The organism is Microbacterium sp. H83, assembly GCF_001650405.1.
Taxonomy (GTDB): Bacteria; Actinomycetota; Actinomycetes; order Actinomycetales; family Microbacteriaceae; genus Microbacterium.
The window spans coordinates 21,096-38,308 of sequence record NZ_LWCU01000015.1 but is presented as its reverse complement, the minus strand read 5'-3'; the positions used below and the strand labels follow the sequence as shown (position 1 = coordinate 38,308).

21 protein-coding genes are annotated in these 17,213 nt (G+C 69.8%); 20 read left to right on the top strand and 1 reads right to left on the bottom strand.

Annotated elements, in window-relative coordinates; translation table 11 throughout:
* Nucleotides 1–3 precede the first annotated feature (3 nt).
* Together A4X16_RS08070 and A4X16_RS08065 are read left to right on the top strand one after the other, a co-directional pair.
* The gene (locus A4X16_RS08070) at nt 4–1,170 is read left to right on the top strand and encodes a flagellar hook protein FlgE (RefSeq protein ID WP_067119056.1); all 1,167 of its coding nucleotides are present in this window, start codon (nt 4–6) and stop codon (nt 1,168–1,170) included.
* 47 nt (nt 1,171–1,217) lie between these two features.
* On the top strand, nt 1,218–1,859 hold the full coding sequence (locus tag A4X16_RS08065; RefSeq protein ID WP_157560037.1) for an alpha/beta fold hydrolase: 642 nt from the start codon (nt 1,218–1,220) through the stop codon (nt 1,857–1,859).
* A 13-nt stretch (nt 1,860–1,872) separates the two neighbouring features.
* Here the strand turns inward: A4X16_RS08065 and A4X16_RS08060 are convergent, their stop codons facing one another.
* Nucleotides 1,873–3,072: a Fic family protein gene (locus tag A4X16_RS08060; RefSeq protein ID WP_067119178.1), complete on the bottom strand. Its 1,200-nt coding sequence runs from the start codon at nt 3,070–3,072 to the stop codon at nt 1,873–1,875.
* Nucleotides 3,073–3,261: 189 nt separating this feature from the next.
* On the opposite strand from A4X16_RS08060, the gene A4X16_RS08055 reads away from it, so the two are divergent.
* The 18 genes from A4X16_RS08055 to A4X16_RS07970 all read left to right on the top strand — a co-directional run bounded on the left by A4X16_RS08055 (nt 3,262) and on the right by A4X16_RS07970 (nt 17,072).
* Nucleotides 3,262–3,477 (top strand): flagellar FlbD family protein, encoded by a 216-nt coding sequence (locus A4X16_RS08055; protein ID WP_067119050.1) that lies wholly within the window; start codon nt 3,262–3,264, stop codon nt 3,475–3,477.
* Between the two features lie 2 nt (nt 3,478–3,479).
* A complete protein-coding gene (locus A4X16_RS08050; protein WP_067119047.1) occupies nt 3,480–4,277 on the top strand; it encodes a motility protein A in 798 nt (265 codons plus the stop codon).
* On the top strand, nt 4,274–5,083 hold the full coding sequence (locus A4X16_RS08045; protein ID WP_067119044.1) for an OmpA/MotB family protein: 810 nt from the start codon (nt 4,274–4,276) through the stop codon (nt 5,081–5,083). Before A4X16_RS08050 ends, A4X16_RS08045 begins: the two co-directional genes overlap by 4 nt.
* A gap of 6 nt (nt 5,084–5,089) precedes the next feature.
* Nucleotides 5,090–6,010, top strand: coding sequence for a flagellar motor switch protein FliM (locus A4X16_RS08040; protein ID WP_082914361.1), 921 nt, complete (start codon nt 5,090–5,092; stop codon nt 6,008–6,010).
* On the top strand, nt 6,010–6,666 hold the full coding sequence (locus A4X16_RS08035) for a FliM/FliN family flagellar motor switch protein (RefSeq protein WP_067119040.1): 657 nt from the start codon (nt 6,010–6,012) through the stop codon (nt 6,664–6,666). Before A4X16_RS08040 ends, A4X16_RS08035 begins: the two co-directional genes overlap by 1 nt.
* Nucleotides 6,667–6,669: 3 nt before the next feature.
* Nucleotides 6,670–7,092: a flagellar biosynthetic protein FliO gene (locus A4X16_RS08030; RefSeq protein WP_067119037.1), complete on the top strand. Its 423-nt coding sequence runs from the start codon at nt 6,670–6,672 to the stop codon at nt 7,090–7,092.
* Nucleotides 7,093–7,208: 116 nt separating this feature from the next.
* Nucleotides 7,209–8,045, top strand: coding sequence for a flagellar type III secretion system pore protein FliP (gene fliP / locus A4X16_RS08025; RefSeq protein ID WP_442922906.1), 837 nt, complete (start codon nt 7,209–7,211; stop codon nt 8,043–8,045).
* The gene (gene fliQ / locus A4X16_RS08020) at nt 8,042–8,317 is read left to right on the top strand and encodes a flagellar biosynthesis protein FliQ (RefSeq protein WP_067119034.1); all 276 of its coding nucleotides are present in this window, start codon (nt 8,042–8,044) and stop codon (nt 8,315–8,317) included. Before fliP ends, fliQ begins: the two co-directional genes overlap by 4 nt.
* Before the next feature lie 8 nt (nt 8,318–8,325).
* Nucleotides 8,326–9,087 carry a flagellar biosynthetic protein FliR gene (locus A4X16_RS08015; protein WP_067119031.1) on the top strand — a complete coding sequence of 254 codons (762 nt, stop codon included), beginning with the start codon at nt 8,326–8,328 and terminating at the stop codon, nt 9,085–9,087.
* Nucleotides 9,084–10,187 (top strand): EscU/YscU/HrcU family type III secretion system export apparatus switch protein, encoded by a 1,104-nt coding sequence (locus A4X16_RS08010; RefSeq protein ID WP_067119028.1) that lies wholly within the window; start codon nt 9,084–9,086, stop codon nt 10,185–10,187. Before A4X16_RS08015 ends, A4X16_RS08010 begins: the two co-directional genes overlap by 4 nt.
* A gap of 34 nt (nt 10,188–10,221) precedes the next feature.
* Nucleotides 10,222–12,288, top strand: a complete 2,067-nt coding sequence (locus A4X16_RS08005; RefSeq protein ID WP_067119172.1) for a flagellar biosynthesis protein FlhA — start codon at nt 10,222–10,224, stop codon at nt 12,286–12,288.
* Nucleotides 12,289–12,380: 92 nt separating this feature from the next.
* Nucleotides 12,381–12,629, top strand: coding sequence for a carbon storage regulator CsrA (gene csrA / locus A4X16_RS08000; RefSeq protein ID WP_067119025.1), 249 nt, complete (start codon nt 12,381–12,383; stop codon nt 12,627–12,629).
* Between the two features lie 188 nt (nt 12,630–12,817).
* On the top strand, nt 12,818–13,279 hold the full coding sequence (flgN, locus tag A4X16_RS07995; RefSeq protein WP_269454898.1) for a flagellar export chaperone FlgN: 462 nt from the start codon (nt 12,818–12,820) through the stop codon (nt 13,277–13,279).
* Nucleotides 13,280–13,285: 6 nt separating this feature from the next.
* Entirely contained in the window at nt 13,286–14,692 is a 1,407-nt protein-coding gene (gene flgK / locus A4X16_RS07990) for a flagellar hook-associated protein FlgK (RefSeq protein WP_067119019.1), read from the top strand.
* 13 nt (nt 14,693–14,705) lie between these two features.
* Nucleotides 14,706–15,593: a flagellin N-terminal helical domain-containing protein gene (locus A4X16_RS07985; RefSeq protein WP_067119016.1), complete on the top strand. Its 888-nt coding sequence runs from the start codon at nt 14,706–14,708 to the stop codon at nt 15,591–15,593.
* Nucleotides 15,590–16,012 (top strand): flagellar assembly protein FliW, encoded by a 423-nt coding sequence (gene fliW, locus A4X16_RS07980; protein ID WP_067119013.1) that lies wholly within the window; start codon nt 15,590–15,592, stop codon nt 16,010–16,012. Before A4X16_RS07985 ends, fliW begins: the two co-directional genes overlap by 4 nt.
* A 53-nt stretch (nt 16,013–16,065) precedes the next feature.
* Nucleotides 16,066–16,611: a hypothetical protein gene (locus tag A4X16_RS07975; RefSeq protein ID WP_067119010.1), complete on the top strand. Its 546-nt coding sequence runs from the start codon at nt 16,066–16,068 to the stop codon at nt 16,609–16,611.
* Nucleotides 16,612–16,757: 146 nt separating this feature from the next.
* Nucleotides 16,758–17,072 (top strand): HU family DNA-binding protein, encoded by a 315-nt coding sequence (locus A4X16_RS07970; RefSeq protein ID WP_067119007.1) that lies wholly within the window; start codon nt 16,758–16,760, stop codon nt 17,070–17,072.
* Nucleotides 17,073–17,213 lie beyond the last annotated feature (141 nt).

Below are 17,213 nucleotides of genomic sequence, written 5' to 3'. Positions count from 1 at the left end.
CACATGCTTCGCTCGCTCTACTCCGGCATCTCCGGTCTCCGCTCGCACCAGACCATGCTCGATGTGACCGGCAACAACATCGCCAACGTGAACACCGCCGGATTCAAGGGATCCTCCGTGCTGTTCCAGGACTCCCTGTCGCAGCTCATCGGCAACCCCGGAATCCCCGACGACGAGGTCGGCGGGCGGAACCCCGCGCAGGTCGGCCTCGGCGTGCAGGTCGCCGGCGTGCGCACCAACTTCGCGCAGGGCTCGGCCCAGGCGACCGGCCGCGGGGGCGACCTCATGATCTCCGGCGACGGGTTCTTCGCGGTGCGCTCGGGCGGCGAGACCCTCTACACCCGCGCGGGCGGATTCTCGTTCGATCCCACGGGCAAGATGGTCACCGCCGACGGCTCGGTCGTGCAGGGCTGGGCGGCGCAGAACGGCGTCGTCAACAGCGGTCAGGCCGTCGGCAACATCGTGCTGCCGCTCGACGCCGTCGCGCCCGCTCGGGCGACCACGTCGGCGACCGTCTCGGGCAACCTGCCCTCGACCGCCGCGGCCGGCGACCAGCTCGTGCGCGACGTGACCGTGTACGACGCGCAGGGCACCCCGTCGACGCTGAGCCTGACGTTCACCCGCACCGCGACCGGATGGAACGTCACGGAGCCGACGAGCGGCGCCACCGGCGCCCTGGCCTTCACCAACGGCACGCAGACCGGTGCGGGGCTGACCCTCACCGCCGGATCGGTGAGCGTCGACCTCGGCGCCGTCACCGGCTACGCCGAGCTGTCGACCGTCGCGGTGACGAAGCAGGACGGCGCGGCCGCGGGAACCCTGAAGTCGTACAGCATCACGGGCGACGGCTCGATCGTGGGCACGTTCAGCAACGGAGCGACCCAGACCCTGGGCCGCATCGCGATGGCGACGTTCGCGAACCCGGAGGGCCTGGAGAAGGCCGGAGGCACGTCCTACCGCGTCTCGGTCAACTCCGGCGCTGCACGGATGGGCGAGCCGGGCGACGCCGGGTTCGGCAACCTCGTCTCCGGCGCACTCGAGATGAGCAACGTCGACCTGTCGCAGGAGTTCACCAACCTCATCGTCGCGCAGCGCGGCTTCCAGGCCAACGCGCGCATCATCACCACCAGCGACGAGGTGCTGCAGGAGCTGACGCAGCTCAAGCGCTGACTCACGGCATCCGCGGTGCCGTGCTCGGACGCGGATAGCATGTGCGGGTGCGCGTCCTCCTCCACAGCAGCCGCCGCCGCGGCGCAGCCGCGTGGCCGTCCGCGACGGGTGACCCGTCGTACGTCGCGCTCGATCTCGCGGCATCGCCGGAGCGGAACGTCGACGTGCTGGAGCGGAAGGTGCCCCCGCAGGCGGTTCTGTTCGCGCACTCTGCTGCAGCGGTGCCCCTCGCCCTCGCTGTCCGCTCGATGCGGGTCGTCCCGCAAGCCGTGGTGCTGGTCGAGCCCGCTCTGTACGACGCCGTTCGCGGCGTGCCATCGATCGAGCACCACATCGAGGCGGTGACGCGCGCCCGGTCGCTGGCGACCGCGGGTGACCTGTTCGGCTACTGGTCGATCATCCGACCGCTGATGTTCGGTGGGCCTGCCGTGGAGTCGCACTGGGCCGATGAGCGCCGAAGCGCGGAATCCTTCGCAGCGAAGCGCCCGCCCTGGGGATTCGGTCTCGACGCCGCCGCGCTCGACGGCGTCCGGACCGTGGTCGTGACAGGGGCGTGGAACGACGAGTACGAGGTGATCGCCGATGCGCTGGCGCAACGCGGCGCGTCGCGCGCACGACTTCCCGGATACGGACATCGCCCACAGGATCATCCTGACTTCGAGCGCCTTGTGACAGATCTCCTGCGCTGACGCGGGAGGTCGCTCAGGACATCGCCCGACGAATACGACGGTCGAGGTCGTCCAGCTCCGCCAGCAAGTCGGAGACCACCCATACGCGGTCTCGTCTTCGCCGGGTGATCTCCTGAATGAAGCCGGCCTGCTCGAGCTGCGTGATCGCTCGGTAGGTCTGCTGCGCCGAGGCGCCTGAGCGCTGCTCGATCTCGGTCGCCGCCATCACCGGGTGGTCGTAGAAAGCCGGGATGAGAGCTTCCACGGCCGATCCTGCTCGCGGATGCAGCTCGCGCGTCCATTCCCCGGGAATGGCCGTGATGCGCTCGATCGTCACGCGCGAGCACTCCGCGGCAGCACGCGCTGAACGGGCGAACAGGTCGAGGAGCGGCGAGGGGTCTCCCGTCCGATAGATGGTCAGCGCGCTGAAATAGTCGTCGCGCTTGGCGAGCAGGCCGCTGGCGAGGGGGATGACGGCATTCCGGGCCACTCCACGTCTCCGCAGCACCGCTGAGACGAGAGCGCGCCCGATGCGACCGTTGCCGTCGGTGAAGGCGTGGATCGACTCGAATTGCGCATGACCGATCGCAGCCTGAACGAGCACCGGCACGTCGTCCCTGTTGAGGAAGTCGAGAAGATCGTCCATGAGTCCGGCAACCCGCTCGGGTGCGGGGGGAACGTAAAACGCGTCCCGCGGTGAATGATCGCTGCCACCGATCCAGTTCTGCATGTCGCGCAGCCGTCCCGCGTAGTCCGCTTCCACAGGATCGTCCTGCATGAGTGCTCGATGCGCCGCGAGCAGATCGTCGAGCGTGAACGCCGCACGTTCGCCGACGTCGCTCACCAGCCGGTGCAGCGCGGTGCTCGCCGCGACCATGCTGGTGGCGGAGCTGTTCGAGCGATTGCCGGCGAGGGCCCTGGCATAGTCGGCCGCGCTTGCAGATATCCGCTCGATCTTCGATGAGGCGACGGATTCGGTGCGCATCATGAATCGGCTCAACGCCGCGGAATGACCTTCGGCGTCCGTGTCCGCGTGTGCGATCGCGAGGAGTGCCGACTCTGACAGCAGGAGGCTGCCGATAGGAGGCACGAACTCGAGTTCGGCGATGAACGGCGGGATGCTCGCCTCCACCGAGCTCAGCGTCCGGTCGGCCCTCGTCCCGCCGCGCATCTGCTGGCGCCAGGGGAGTACCTCGGACTGGTGCGGCGGCCAGGCTGCCTTGAGCTCGCTCATCACAAAGCTTATTGTCTCACGCCTTAGTAAGGTTTATCCATGCTAAACGCTACTAACGCGTGTGCTGTTCCGGTTCTCTGCGCGTGCTCCTCTCGCCGATGCGCATCCGGCGCGGGTTACGGTCGCCCGATCGCGTCGCGATAGTCGGGCCAGACCTCCCTCTCGCATCCGACGCCCGGAGACAGCTCGATGATCACCGTCACCCGACTCGACCAGACCAGGTTCGCGGTCAACCCCGACCTGATCGAGCGCGTCCAGGCGTCCCCCGACACGACCCTCCACATGATCGACGGTCATGTCTACGTCGTCGCGGAGAGCCTCGACGCCGTCATCGAGCTCGTCGTCGCCTACCGAGCACGGGTGCTCGACGCCGCGCGGACGCTCGGCCGGAACGCGGGGGAGTGACGGTGGATCCCGCATTCATCATCGGCGTGATCCTCGCGTTCGGCGCGCTCGTCGCGATGATCACGATGGAGGGCGCCAGCTTCCAGGCCCTCCTGATCCCGGCGCCGATGATCCTGGTGCTCGGATCGACGATCGGCGTCGGCATCGCCAGCCACACCCTCCGCGACACGATCCTCGCCGTGAAGAGCCTCGGTCGCATGGTGCGCGGCCCGAAGGCGACGCCGGAGGCCGTGATCCCGTACCTGGTCGGGTACGCCGAGAAGGCCCGCGGCGAGGGACTCCTCTCGCTCGAGCAGGAGCTCGACGGCGCCCCCGACCTGTTCACGCGCCAGGCGCTGCAGGCGCTCGCGGACGGCACCGACGCCGAGGACCTGCGCATGACGATGGACGACGAGATCACCGCCGCCACCGCGCGCACGCGCGTCGCGGCCAAGTTCTTCGCCTCCCTCGGCGGGTACGCGCCCACGATCGGCATCGTCGGGACGGTCGTCTCCCTGACGCACGTGCTCGAGAAGCTCGACGAGCCCGACAGTCTCGGTCCGATGATCGCCGCCGCCTTCGTGGCGACGCTGTGGGGTCTGCTCTCGGCGAACTTCATCTGGAACCCGATCGCGGGTCGGCTGAACCGCATCGGGGCCGTGGAGCTCGAGCGCATGACGCTCGTCTCCGAGGGGATCCTCGCGATCCAGGCCGGCAGCGCGCCGCACCTGCTCCAGGAGCGCCTCGAAGCGCTCTCGACCGTGAAGCCGAAGGCCCGGAAGCAGAAGCGGGAGCAGCGGTCCGCGGAGGAGGCGCCGTGAGCGCAGCCCGCCGCCCGGGGCGTCGCGGCCACGACGACGACTCCCACGACGAGCCCGACGAGCGCTGGGCCGTGTCGTACGCCGACATGGTGACGGTGCTCATGTGCCTGTTCATCGTGCTCTTCGCCGTGTCGAACGTCGACAAGACGAAGTTCGAGCTGCTCGCGAACAGCCTCGCCACCGGTTTCGGCCAGGAGGCCACCGAGGGCGGCGCCGACACGGCGGAGGGCATGGTGATCCCGCCGGAGCTGCAGGACGACGACGGCGTGGTGGACCTCGCCGCCCGCGCCGCCGCGGAGTACGAGACGCTCGAGCAGCTGCGGGACAGGATGAGCGCGGCGCTGGCCGTGCAGGGGCTGCAGGACACCGTCGACTTCGCCATCGACGATCGGGGCCTGAAGGTCGGGCTCATCGGCGCCGAGACCTTCTTCGCCGACAACAGCTCCGATCTCTCGGGCAAGGCCGTCGCGGTGCTCGACACGATCGGCGACGTCCTGGTCGGCGTCGACAACCAGGTCAGCGTCGAGGGGCATGCGGACCATCGCCTCTCCGCCTATCCCTTCGCGACGAACTGGGAGCTCTCCGGAGGGCGCGCCACGCAGGTCGCGCGGTTCCTGGTCGAGCACGAGGGTGTCGCAGGCCCGAGGGTCAAGGCGACGGCCTTCTCCGACACGCGCCCCGTCGCGCAGGGGGACAGCGTGGAGGCGCTGGCGAGCAACCGCAGGGTCGACATCGTCGTCGAGTCGAACGAGGAGGAGCAGGTGCGGGCGCTGGTCCCCGCGCTCGCTGCCGCCGACACGAACTGAGAAGACATGAGCATCAGCGTCGAGGAGAACCCCATGACCGCAGCCGCCGCGCTGCACGACCCCGCCGGTCGGTACCCCGCCTACGACTTCAGCCGCCCCGCGCAGCTGGGCCGCGAGAGCACACGGCACCTGGAGGCGGCGTTCGAGTCGTTCGCCCGGCTGTGGTCGTCGCAGCTGACGGCCAAGGTGCGGGTGCGGGCGCACCTGTCGCTGGAAGGCGTGGAGCTCGTGTCGTACGAGGAGTACGCGGCCACCCTGCCCGGCACGACAGCGATGGTCACCGGCTCCTTCGCCGACCGGGATGAGCCCTGCGTCGTGCAGTTCGGTCTCGACAGCGCGCTGCTGTGGGTCGTGCAGATGATGGGCGGGCGCAGCACCTCGCTCCCCGAGGCGCGCACGTTCACGCCGATCGAGCTCGCCCTCGTCCGCAATCTCATGGACGGCACGTTCGAGCACCTGCATGCCAGCCTCGGCGGCCTCCTGCCCGGGGAGCCCCGCTTCGCGGCCGTGCACTACAACCCGCAGTACATGCAGGTGATCTCCGCCGCCGCCGCGGTGATCGTGGCGCGGTACACGATGCGCCTCGGCGAGACCGAGACCACCGCGACGGTCATGCTCCCGGCGTCGGCCGTCGTCGACCGGCTGGCGGCGACCGGCTCGGACGCATCCGCCGTCCACTCCGCGCAGCACACCCTGGACCAGGTGCGCAGCACTCCGCTCGAGGTCACGCTGCGTCTGGCGCCGCTCACGATCGGCGCGGGCCAGGTGCTCGACCTCGCGCCGGGCGACCTGCTCCGGCTGCCTCATCCCGAGACCACCCCGTACGAGCTCGTCGCGGGCGGCACCCACCTCGCCCGCGCGACACCGGGCAGCCGCGGATCGCGGCTCACCTTCAGGATCACGACCACCCACGAGGAGACCATCTGATGAGCACCTTCCACGAGACCGCCGTCGCCGCGGCGATTGCCGGCAAGCTGCCGTTCGCCTACCCGGTCATCCCGGCTCCCTCCACCGACCCGGGCGCCTCGGGCGACGCCGTGGTCGTCACCTTCGCAGGCAGCCCCGGAGCCCGCATCGCGATCCAGATCGCCGACCCCTCCCACCTCGAGGACGGATCGCCCACCGCGGATCTCGCCGACCGCCTGCATCCGATCTTCGAGGCGGCGGTGGCCGTGCTCGGGGCCGGCTCTCTCGGGAACGGCCACGTGGTCGCGGCCGCCGAGGTGTTCACCGACGCGGGAACGCAGGTCTTCGACCTCGTAGACGCCTCGGGCGCCGTGGTGGGGCGCACCTCGGTGCGCATCGACGGCGACCGGGCCCCGGCGTCCGCCGGGCCGCAGCGTCTCAGCCGCATCGCGGGCGTCGAGATGGAGCTCGTGGTCGAGATCGGTCGCACGCGCATGCCGGTGCGCGACGTCCTGTCGCTCGAGCCCGGCCGCGTCGTCGAGCTGGACCGCGCGGCGGGGTCGCCGGCCGACATCAAGCTGAACGGACGACTCATCGGCCACGGCACAGTCGTCGTCGCCGAAGGCGACTTCGCCATCCGGGTCGAGCGCATCCTCGACGGCGCCGAGGCGGTCTGACCCATGGACGACCTGCTCGTCGCGCTGCGTGCGATCGTCGCTTCGGGAGCGGTGCTCGGTCTGCTGCTCTTCCTGAGCCGCCGCGTCCAGAAGAGCCAGGCGAAGGGCACGAGTCCCGTCGCCGAACTGCTGCCGAAGACGCTGCGCTCCCTCGCGACGCGGAGGCCGTCCCGTCCGTCGGCGGCGCCGCGACCGCGGCCCGAGAAGATCACCGTCGTCGCCCGGTCCGGGCTCGGCGGGAAGGCGCAGCTCGTCGTCGCCGAGTTCGGCGGCATCCGCTATGTGCTCGGAGTGACGGAGCAGGGCATCAACGTGGTCGACACGCAGGAGGCGCCGGTCGTCGAGGAGGATCTCGCGCCGGCCGTCGATGCGGCGCCGGAGCCGCCCGACGACATCGTCGATCGCGCGCTGCGCTCGGTCGCCTGAGACCCGCGGGCGACGGTTACGCCCGACCGGCACCGTCGCGATAGTCGACGTCGAGCACGGATCGCTCGACTCCCCGGCTACGGATCGGCCACATCTCCCATCTTCGGAGTGCCTCCGTGCCCGCATCCGTGCCCCGCACCGCGCCGCCCGTGCGCGGACGGCGCGTCTCCCGCCGCAGCGCCGTGCTCCTCGCCGTTGCGCTCGGCGGAGCCGCAGCGATCGTGCTGCTCTCCGCCGCGGGCGCGCACGCCGCGGTCCCGATGGAGGTCGGCGACGGCGACGGCGGCGGCGTGACGATCAACGGCATCAACGGCACGCCGTCCGACAGCATCATGACGCTGCTCGGCATCACCGTCCTGAGCGTGGCGCCGGCCCTTCTGCTGATGATGTCCAGCTTCACGAAGATCTTCGTGGTGCTCGCCCTCACCCGCAACGCGCTGTCGCTCCCGTCCATCCCGCCGAATCAGGTGCTCGCGGGTCTGAGCCTCTTCCTCACGCTGTTCATCATGTGGCCGGTGCTGACGGACATCAACACCGTGGCGGTCAGCCCGTTCACCGCCGGTCAGATCGACTTCGAACGCGCCTTCGAGCTCGCGCAGGCGCCGCTCCGCGACTGGATGCTGGCCTACACCCGCGAAGAGGACATCGCGCTGATGCACCGGGCGGCGCAGATGGACAACCCGACGGATGCCGCGAGCATCCCGCTGCAGACGCTGGTGCCCGCCTTCATGATCAGCGAGCTGCGCGCGGCCTTCCTCATCGGCTTCATCATCTTCGTCCCCTTCCTCGTGATCGACCTGGTCGTCGCGAGCGCGCTCATGTCGATGGGCATGATGATGCTCCCGCCGGTGATGATCTCGCTGCCGTTCAAGATCCTCCTGTTCCTCCTCATCGACGGCTGGGGCATGGTGATCACGGCACTCGTGCAGTCGTACAGCGGGGGCGGCGGATGAATCCCGAAGCGGTCATCGACATCGGGCAGGCCGCCCTCATCGTCGGCGCGAAGCTGTGCGCGCCCATGCTCATCACCGCGCTCGTCGTCGGCTTCGCGATCTCGCTGCTGCAGTCGATCACGCAGGTGCAGGAGATGACGATCTCCTTCGTCCCGAAGCTCATCGCCGTCGGGATCGCCCTGCTCGTGAGCGGTCACTGGATGATCGCCGAGATGATCGCGTTCACGAACGAGATGTTCGCGCGGATCCCGATGCTCCTGAACGGCGGCTGAGGCGGGTCATGGACGTCACGATCGACTTCACCTGGCTCGAGGCGACAGCGCTCGCGTGCGTGCGCATCACGGCTTTCCTCGTCATCGCCCCGCCGTTCAGCCACGGCACGATCCCGATGCGGATCCGGGCGATGCTGGGGGTCGGCCTCGCGCTCGCGGTCTCGCCGGTCGTCACGAGCGGATACGAGCGGCTCGACACCGGCGGCTTCCTCCTCGCGCTCGCGGGGCAGGCGCTCACCGGAGCCCTGCTCGGCTTCCTGGTGATGGTGCTGTTCAGCGCCATCCAGGGCGCAGGGCACCTCGTCGACACGTTCGGCGGATTCCAGCTGGCGCAGGCGTTCGATCCCGCCATGGCGATCAACGGCGCGCAGTTCACCCGGCTCTTCCAGATGACCGCCATCGTTCTCCTGTTCGCGTCCGACGGGTATCAGCTCGTGCTCGGCGGACTGTTCCGGTCGTTCGACGCGGTACCGGTCACGGGCGTGATCGATCTCGCCGAGCCCGCCGAGGCGCTGGTGGGGGCTGCATCGCAGATGATGCTCAGCGCGGTGCAGATCGCCGGGCCGCTCCTCATCGTGCTGTTCCTCGCGGACGTGGGTCTCGGACTCGTCTCGCGCGTGGCGCCCGCGCTGAACGCGTTCGCGATGGGCTTCCCGATCAAGATCGGCCTCACGCTGCTGCTGGTCGGCTTCGTCTACGCGGCGCTTCCCGGCGTCGTGGCCGGGATCACGGACGATGCCGTCCGGATGCTGCTGGGGGTGATCCGATGAGCGACGGCGGAAGCGGAGAGCGCACCGAGAAGGCCACCGAGCGTCGCCTCAAGGAGGCGCGACGCAAGGGGCAGATCGGCCGCAGCCAGGACTTCACCGCATGGGTCTGCATCGCCGCGGCCGCGGTCATGATGGTGCCCACGATCTCCTCGGGCACGCAGGTGGTGACCGAGCTGTCCCTCGGCGTCACCCGCGTCGCCGCGAACCCCACCGACGGCGCGGCTCTGGACGTGCTCGCCGAGGCGATGACCGCCCTGGGCGGCATCCTGCTGCCGATGCTGCTCGTCGTGCTGCTCGCGACGACCGCGACGGCCGTCGCTCAGGGCGGGGTGCATCTCCGCGGCGTGACGATGCGCACCGAGCAGTTCGACCTCGTGGCGGGCATCAAGCGCACCTTCGGACAGCACGCGCTGTGGGAGGGAGCGAAGGCGCTGCTCAAGACGGTCGCGATCGGCGTGGCGCTGTGGATCGTGGTGTCCGGTCTCGTGCCGGTGCTCATGTCCAGCGGCAGTCACAACATCACGTGGCTGCTCGAGCAGGCGGCCGGCGGCACCGTCGCGCTGCTGCAGGTGGCGGTGGTGGTCGGCATCCTCCTCGCGGCGATCGATGTGGCCGTGGTCATGCGCCGCAACCGGAAGCACACCCACATGACCAAGCAGGAAGCCAAGGACGAGCACAAGAAGAGCGAGGGCGACCCGCTCGTCCGCTCGCAGCGACGGTCGCGGCAGATCGCCATGAGCCGCAATCGCATGATCGCCGCCGTCGGCGACAGCGACGTCGTGCTCGTCAATCCGACCCATGTGGCGGTGGCGCTGCGGTACGAGCCGGGCAAGTCGGCTCCGCGCGTCGTCGCGAAGGGCGCGGGCGTCGTGGCGCAGAAGATCCGCGAGCGGGCGGAGGAGGCGGGGGTGCCGATGATCCGCGACATCCCGCTCGCCAGAGCGCTGCACTCGGCGGTCGAGATCGGCCGGGAGATCCCGGAGGAGCTGTTCACCGCGGTCGCCCAGGTGCTGGCGTTCATCGAGCACCTGAAGCGACGCGGATCCGCGCGGGGCGTCCACACGATGCCGTTCGCGAGCACGAGGGAGCGTGGCCTGTGAGCCGTCACGACGGAACGACGAGAAGGTGGAGCGCATGATCGGTCAGCTGCTGTCCAAGGCCGCGGTGCCGGTCGGCGTCGTGGGGATCATCCTCCTGCTGATCGTCCCCATCCCGACGCCGCTGCTCGACGTGCTCATCGTGCTGAACATCTCGTTCGCGCTGCTGATCCTGCTGACCGCGATGTTCGTCAAGAAGCCCCTCGACTTCTCCGTCTTCCCGAGCCTGCTGCTCGTCGCGACGCTGTTCCGCCTCGGCCTGAACGTCGCCTCGACCCGTCTCGTGCTCAGCGAGGCGCACGCAGGCCAGGTGATCCAGGCGTTCGGACAGATCACGATCAGCGGGTCGCTCGTCATCGGCGCCGTGATCTTCCTGATCCTCACCGTCATCCAGTTCGTCGTCGTGACGAAGGGCGCGGAGCGCGTCGCCGAGGTCGGCGCCCGGTTCACTCTCGACGCCATGCCGGGCAAGCAGATGGCGATCGACGCCGATCTCAACGCCGGCCTCATCACGGATGCCGAGGCGCGCCGGCGGCGTGCCGAGGTGGCTGCGGAGGCGGACTTCTACGGAGCCATGGACGGCGCGTCGAAGTTCGTCAAGGGCGACGCCATCGCGGGCATCGTGATCGTGGTCATCAACTTCGTCGGCGGCATCATCATCGGCATGGTGCAGCACGGCATGGAGATGGGCGACGCGCTCGAGACCTACAGCATCCTCACCATCGGCGACGGACTGGTCACGCAGATCCCGGCGCTCCTCATGGCCGTCTCGACCGGAATGATCGTCACCCGCGAGAACGCCGAGGCCGAGATGGGCCAGGCCGCGGGGCGCCAGCTGCTGCAGTCGCGCAACGCGCTGGTGATCACCGGGCTCGCCGCGATCGCGATGGGCTTCATCCCCGGCATGCCCCTGCTCGTCTTCCTCGCGATCGGCGCCGTGCTGCTGTTCGCCGCCTCCCGGGTGAAGGCGAACGAGGCCCGCGACGCTGCGATCGAGGCGGATGCGCGTCAGCAGGAGGCGGCGGATGCCGGAGCGGAGGGACCGGAGGAGCTCATGGAGCGGATGCGCGTGCACGCCCTGGAGATCTCGCTCTCCCCGGACATCGTCGATCTCGCCGCCGGAGGCGCGGGCGACCTGCTCACCCGCGTGAAGGCCCTGCGCCGCAAGCTGGCGATGGACATCGGCATCCTGATGCCGCCGGTGCGCACGAGGGACAACATCGACCTGCCCGCCGAGACCTACGCCATCCTCATCGCGGGCGTCGAGGTCGGTCGCGGCGCGGTGCCCCGCGGACACGTGCTGGCGATCGGGACGGGACTCGAGCAGCTGCCCGGCACCGCCGTCGTCGACCCGGTCTTCGGTCTCGAGGGCAAGTGGGTCCCCGCCGAGATGTCCCACGCCGCCGACATGGCCGGCGCGACCGTGATCGACCGGGCCAGCGTCATCATCACGCATCTCTCCGATCTGGTGCAGAGCCAGGCGGACCGCCTGCTGTCACTCGAGGACGTGCGCCAGCTCACCGACCACCTGAAGCAGTCCAGCCCCGCGACGGTCGAGGAGCTGACGCCGGCCGTGCTCTCTCTCGCCGCCATCCAGCGCGTGCTCGCCGGACTCCTCGCCGAGCGCGTGCCGATCAACGACCTCGCCCGCATCTACGAGGCGCTCGTGCTGCGCGGCCGCACGTCGACCGAGACGGCGGGCCTCATCGATGCGGCGCGTGCGGCGCTGGGGCCGGCGATCGCCGCGCGATTCGCGCTGGACGGGCGCATCCGCGTGGTGATGTTCGAGCCCATGCTCGAACAGCAGATGCTCGAGGGCATGCGGGTGATCGACGGGCAGCCGCAGATCGTCCTGACACCCGAGGCGACGATGCAGGTGCTCGAGAACGTGCGGCGCACGATCGGCGAGCTCGGTCAGGACGGGCCGGAGCCGGTGCTGGTGTGCGCGCCCTCGCTGCGACAGGCGGTCCGTCGCCTCGTCGCCCCGCAGATCAGCGGACTCCCCGTGCTGTCGTATGACGAGGCCGCGGCCGGGGGCCTGGCCACGGACGTCGTCGGCGTCGTCCGTGCGACGCAGGCCGCTCTGCCGAGCACCGCCGTCTAGCCTCCTTCTTCTGCTCATTTACGAGTGGAATGAAGTATGTTGGCAGCAGGACGGCGTGACGAGCGCTGCAGCCATGGAAGGCGGACACGAGCATGCTGGTACTGACGAGGCGCGCGAACGAGAGCATCGTCATCGGCGACGACATCACCGTCACCATCCTCGCCGTGACCCCTGGCGGCGTCCGAGTGGGGATCGACGCGCCCCGCGACAAGCGCATCAACCGTGCCGAGATCGTCATCGCGGTGGGCGACGCGAACCAGGAGGCCGTGCAGACCTCGTCCGACGAAGCCGCACAGACGGCGCTCCTCGGCGCGCTCGGGCGGCTGGGCGGCACGTCCTGACGGACTGCTCGGTGCCCGTCGCACGGACTGCTCCCCGCCGTCGCACGGACTGCTCCCCGCCGTCGCACGGACCTCGGGGAGTTACTGCGTCGCGATCGTGTCGCGATAGTCGTCTGCGTGACGGGCGAACCCGCCACGACGACTGCGACTTGACGAGGTGACGTACCGTGGCCGCTCATGACCTGAGCATGCAACTGATGCGGGAGCGCGAACTGCTCGAGCTGCTGCTGTTCAAGCTCGACGAGCAGCAGATGCTCCTGGCGACGGGACGCAACCGCTGGATCCGTCACGCCGTGAACGAGATCGAGCGGGTCCTGGCCGCCATGCCGACGGCCGCCCTCTCGCGGGACTCCCTCGTCGTCGCTGTGGCGGACGAGTGGGGCGCCCCGGACGCGCGCACGCTCAGGGAGCTGATCGACGCCGCGCCGACGGAGGCCTGGCGCGAGGTGCTCACGGGTCACCTGACGACGATGCTCGCCCTCGCCGAGGAGATCGACCAGATGAAGCAGGTCAACGAGCAGCGGCTCCGCACGGCCATCCGCGTCACGCAGGAGACCATCGCGGGTCTCGGCGTGCCGACGGGGGAGTACACCCCGTCGGGAGACGTCGCTCGTGACGTCGACGCCCGCCTGCTCGACACTCGGATGTGAGGGGCCATGTCTTCGTTCGCAGGGATCCGGCTCGCGGAGTCCGCTCTGTCCGCTGCACGGGCGGGGATGACCGTCACCGGGCAGAACATCGCCAATCAGACGACCTCGGGGTACACCCGTCAGCGCGTCGACCAGACCTCCGTCGGTGCGGCAGGGCAGACGGGGCTGTGGAAGACCGGCTTCGCGGTCGGCGCCGGAGTCAGCGTCACGCCAGTCGCCCGCCTCGGTGACAACGTGCTCGACGCCAGGGTGCGTGACGCGCTCGCGACCTCGGGGTTCTGGACCGCCCGCGCGACGGCGGCGAGCCAGGCGGAGAACGTGATGGCCGAGCCGACGAAGGACGGCCTGGCGGCCAACCTCAACCGCTTCTGGTCGGGATGGTCCGACCTCGCCAACATGCCGGACGCGGCAGCGGCGCAGGTCGTGCTCACGAACGCCCAGGTCCTGGCCGGTCAGATCTCGGCCGGCTACGAGACGATCGCGGGCCAGTGGACGGATCTGCGTGGGCAGATCGATCGGGACATCGCGGATGTGAACGCCGTGTCCGGCCAGGTCGCCGCCCTCAACGGACAGATCCGTGACGCGCTGCAGTCCGGTCGCACGGCCAACGAGCTCATCGATCAGCGCAACGTGCTCGCCCAGCAGCTGTCGACCGCGATCGGCGCGAAGGGCGTGGTCGAGGAGGACGGCACCCTCACTCTCCGACTCGACGGCAACGCGCTCGTCTCCGGCGACACCAGCCGAGCACTGGTCGTCGACGGCCCGCGAGACCTCTCGGACGCGGGGCGCATCAGCGTCGCCTGGGCCGACCGACCGGATGTGACCGTCGGAGTGGTCGGGGGAGTGGTGGGCGGCACGATCAGCGCGCTCGCCCCCGCCGCGGAGGGCGGCTCGCTGGCCGCCGTCGCCGCCGCGTACAACCAGACGGCGACCGCACTCGCGACCGCCGTCAACGACATCCACCGCACGGGCGTGACGCCGTCCGGCACCCCGGGAGCGGACTTCTTCGCGCTCTCGGCCACGGGACCGGCGGCGCTCGGTCTGACGGTCGTGCCGACGTCGCTTGAGGACCTGGCCCTCGCCGCCGTCGGCGCGGGTGCGAAGGACACGACGATCGCCGACCGCATCAGCGTGCTCGGGACGTCGGCCACCGGCCCGAGCAAGACCTGGTCGAGCTTCGTCACCGGCTTCGCCGTGACCGTCGCCGGCGACCTGCAGCGCGCCGACATCGCCGACATGGGAGCGGTGGCCGCCGTCACAGCGCAGCAGTCGAACTCCTCCGTCGACGGCGACGAGGAGACGGTCAATCTCCTGACGTACCAGACCGCCTACCAGGCGGCGGCGCGCGTGCTGACCGCGATGGACGAGGCGCTCGACCTGCTGATCAACCGCACCGGCCTCGTCGGCCGCTGATCCCTGGAGCATCATGATCGGACGCATCACGAGCAGCACGATGACGCAGCAGTCGCTGCGCACGCTGCAGACGAATCTCGTCGAGCGCGAGCGCCTGCAGAACCAGGCGGCCTCGCAGCGGGCGTTCCGCTCGCCCAGCGAGGATCCCGCCGCGGCCGCGACCACGCTCGGGGTGCACGGCGACCAGTCGCGCGTCGCGCAGTACGCCCGCAACCTCAGCGACGGCCTGGCCTGGGTCACGACGATCGACACGGCCCTCGGCGCCAGCACCGATCTGCTCAACCGGGCGCGCGACCTCACGTCCCAGGGCGCCAACGCGGGTGCACTGAGCCCCACTGCTCGCGAGTCGATCGCCCAGGAGCTCGAGACCATCAGCGCGGAGCTGCTCGCGCAGGCGAACACCACGGTGCTCGGGCGCAGCGTCTTCGCCGGCACCAGCGATGCGGCGTCGGCCTTCGAACCCGGCACCTTCGCGTTCAACGGCAGCCCGGGAGACGGCGTGACGCGGCGGATCAGCGACAACGAGACGGTCCGCGTGGACTACGACGGCGCGCAGGCGTTCGGTGCGGGAGCCGACAGCGCGTTCGCCCTCCTGCGCGACATCGCGGCGGAGCTGCGCGGCGGAGCGAACGTCGGGGCGCGCCTCGGAGACATCGATGCCCGCCTCACCGACGTCGTCGCCGCGCGGGGCGCGGCCGGCGCTCGACAGAGCCAGATCGAGCGCGCGTCCGCCCAGAACCTCTCGGTGTCGGTCGACCTCGAGGCTCGCCGCACGGAGGTCGAGAACGTCGACAGCCTCGAGGTGCTCGTGCGTCTCCAATCCGCGGAGCTCGTCTTCCAGTCCGCACTGAAGGTGACGGCCACGTCGCTGCAGACCAACCTCCTGGAGTTCCTCCGATGACCGCGCCCGCTGCCCCCGCCCCCGCCGAATCCGGTGTCTCCGTCGAGTTCGCCTCGCCGATGCCGGGACTGAACCCGTACACGGCCTTCCGCCTCGACCCCGTCGACGGGGCCGCGGGACTGTACGCGCTGCGCGCCCTCGACGCCGACGTCCGACTGTTCCTTCTCGACGCGGGCTCCGGCGCCTTCGGATACGCCCCCGAGATCCCCGCAGCCGTCCGCGTCGAGATCGGCGCCGTCGACGGGGACGAGCCGAGGGTCCTGGTCGTGGCGAATCCCGCGGACGACGGGGTGTACATCAACCTCCGGGCGCCGATCGTCATGCACCGGGAGACGGGACGCGCCGTGCAGGTGATCCTCGAGGACCAGGCCTATCCGATCCGCGCTCTGCTCGGCGGCGGAGACCGACAGGACGCCTGACCCATCGGCGGCGCGCACGGACGCGCGTCGCCCCGACCGCACAGGAGGAACCCGTGGTCGATCTGCGGGCATGCACGCACGGCGTCGGCGCCACGAAGTCGGTGAATCTCGTCGTGCTGGCGTACGACGACCGGGTCGCGTCGAGCGAGGACGGCGGGAGCACCACGCACTACCTCGATGCCAGGGTGCACCCGGGAGATCGCCGTGCCCCGGGTGAGACCGACCTTGCTCTCGTCCGACGGACGGGCGAGCGCGCGACCGCCGGGTTCGACAACTCGGCGGGCTACTCGGCGGGCCAGCTCGCATCGATCGAGGAGGCCGCGGGCGGCAACGTCACCGAGCTCACCGACCCGTCGGGTGCCGTCGTCGGCCGCGGCTACGGGGTCAGAGCCGACCTGCTCATCGACGGCGGCCACGTCGTCGTCAACACCAGGACCGTCGGGCCGACGCCCCTGTCCGTGGGGCCCGACGTCCGCGGACGGGACATCCGCCGTCAGATCGAGGAGTCGACGGCCGCCGCGCATCGGAACCGGGCGTCGCTCCTCCCGGATGAGACAAGCGGAATCCTGGATTCACCGCATAAACCAAGGAAGAGGTAATACTCTCGAAGAGCACAGGCTGGGGTACTGGCACATCCCGGCGTCGTCGCAGGAGATTGGGACCTGCACACGTCGCGGACGCCGCTGGTAGGGGTACAGCGCAGAGACGCTCGGCGACGAGCGATACCACTGGGATGGTGAAACACATGAGCACATCACGGTCGCTGGATGCGAACAGGGTGAGCAAGCGGGAATTCGTGCAGCGTTTCGCACGTCGGGGAGGGATCTCCGTCCACGCCGCACAGACGGCCTACAACGCCATGATCGACGAGCTGCTCGATCTGGTGGGCCAGGGGAACACGGTGACTCTCACCAACTTCGGGAAGTTCTACCCGCAGACGCACAAGGGGCACCGCGTGCAGTTCTCGAAGGACGAGGGCGCCGGGGAGGTCAACGACTACACGGTGCTGAAGTTCTCCGCGACCCGCGAGGTGAACCGTCGCGTGAAGGTGAACGACTAGCGCACCGCACATGAACGGGATCGGGAATCCCCGACGGTTTCGGCCGTCGGGGATTTTCCATGTCTCCGAATCGTCCCGCGTGTAGTTGAATGGAGACCGGTCGCTGGGGAGTGATCGTTTCGCGAGGCGCCGGTGGAGACT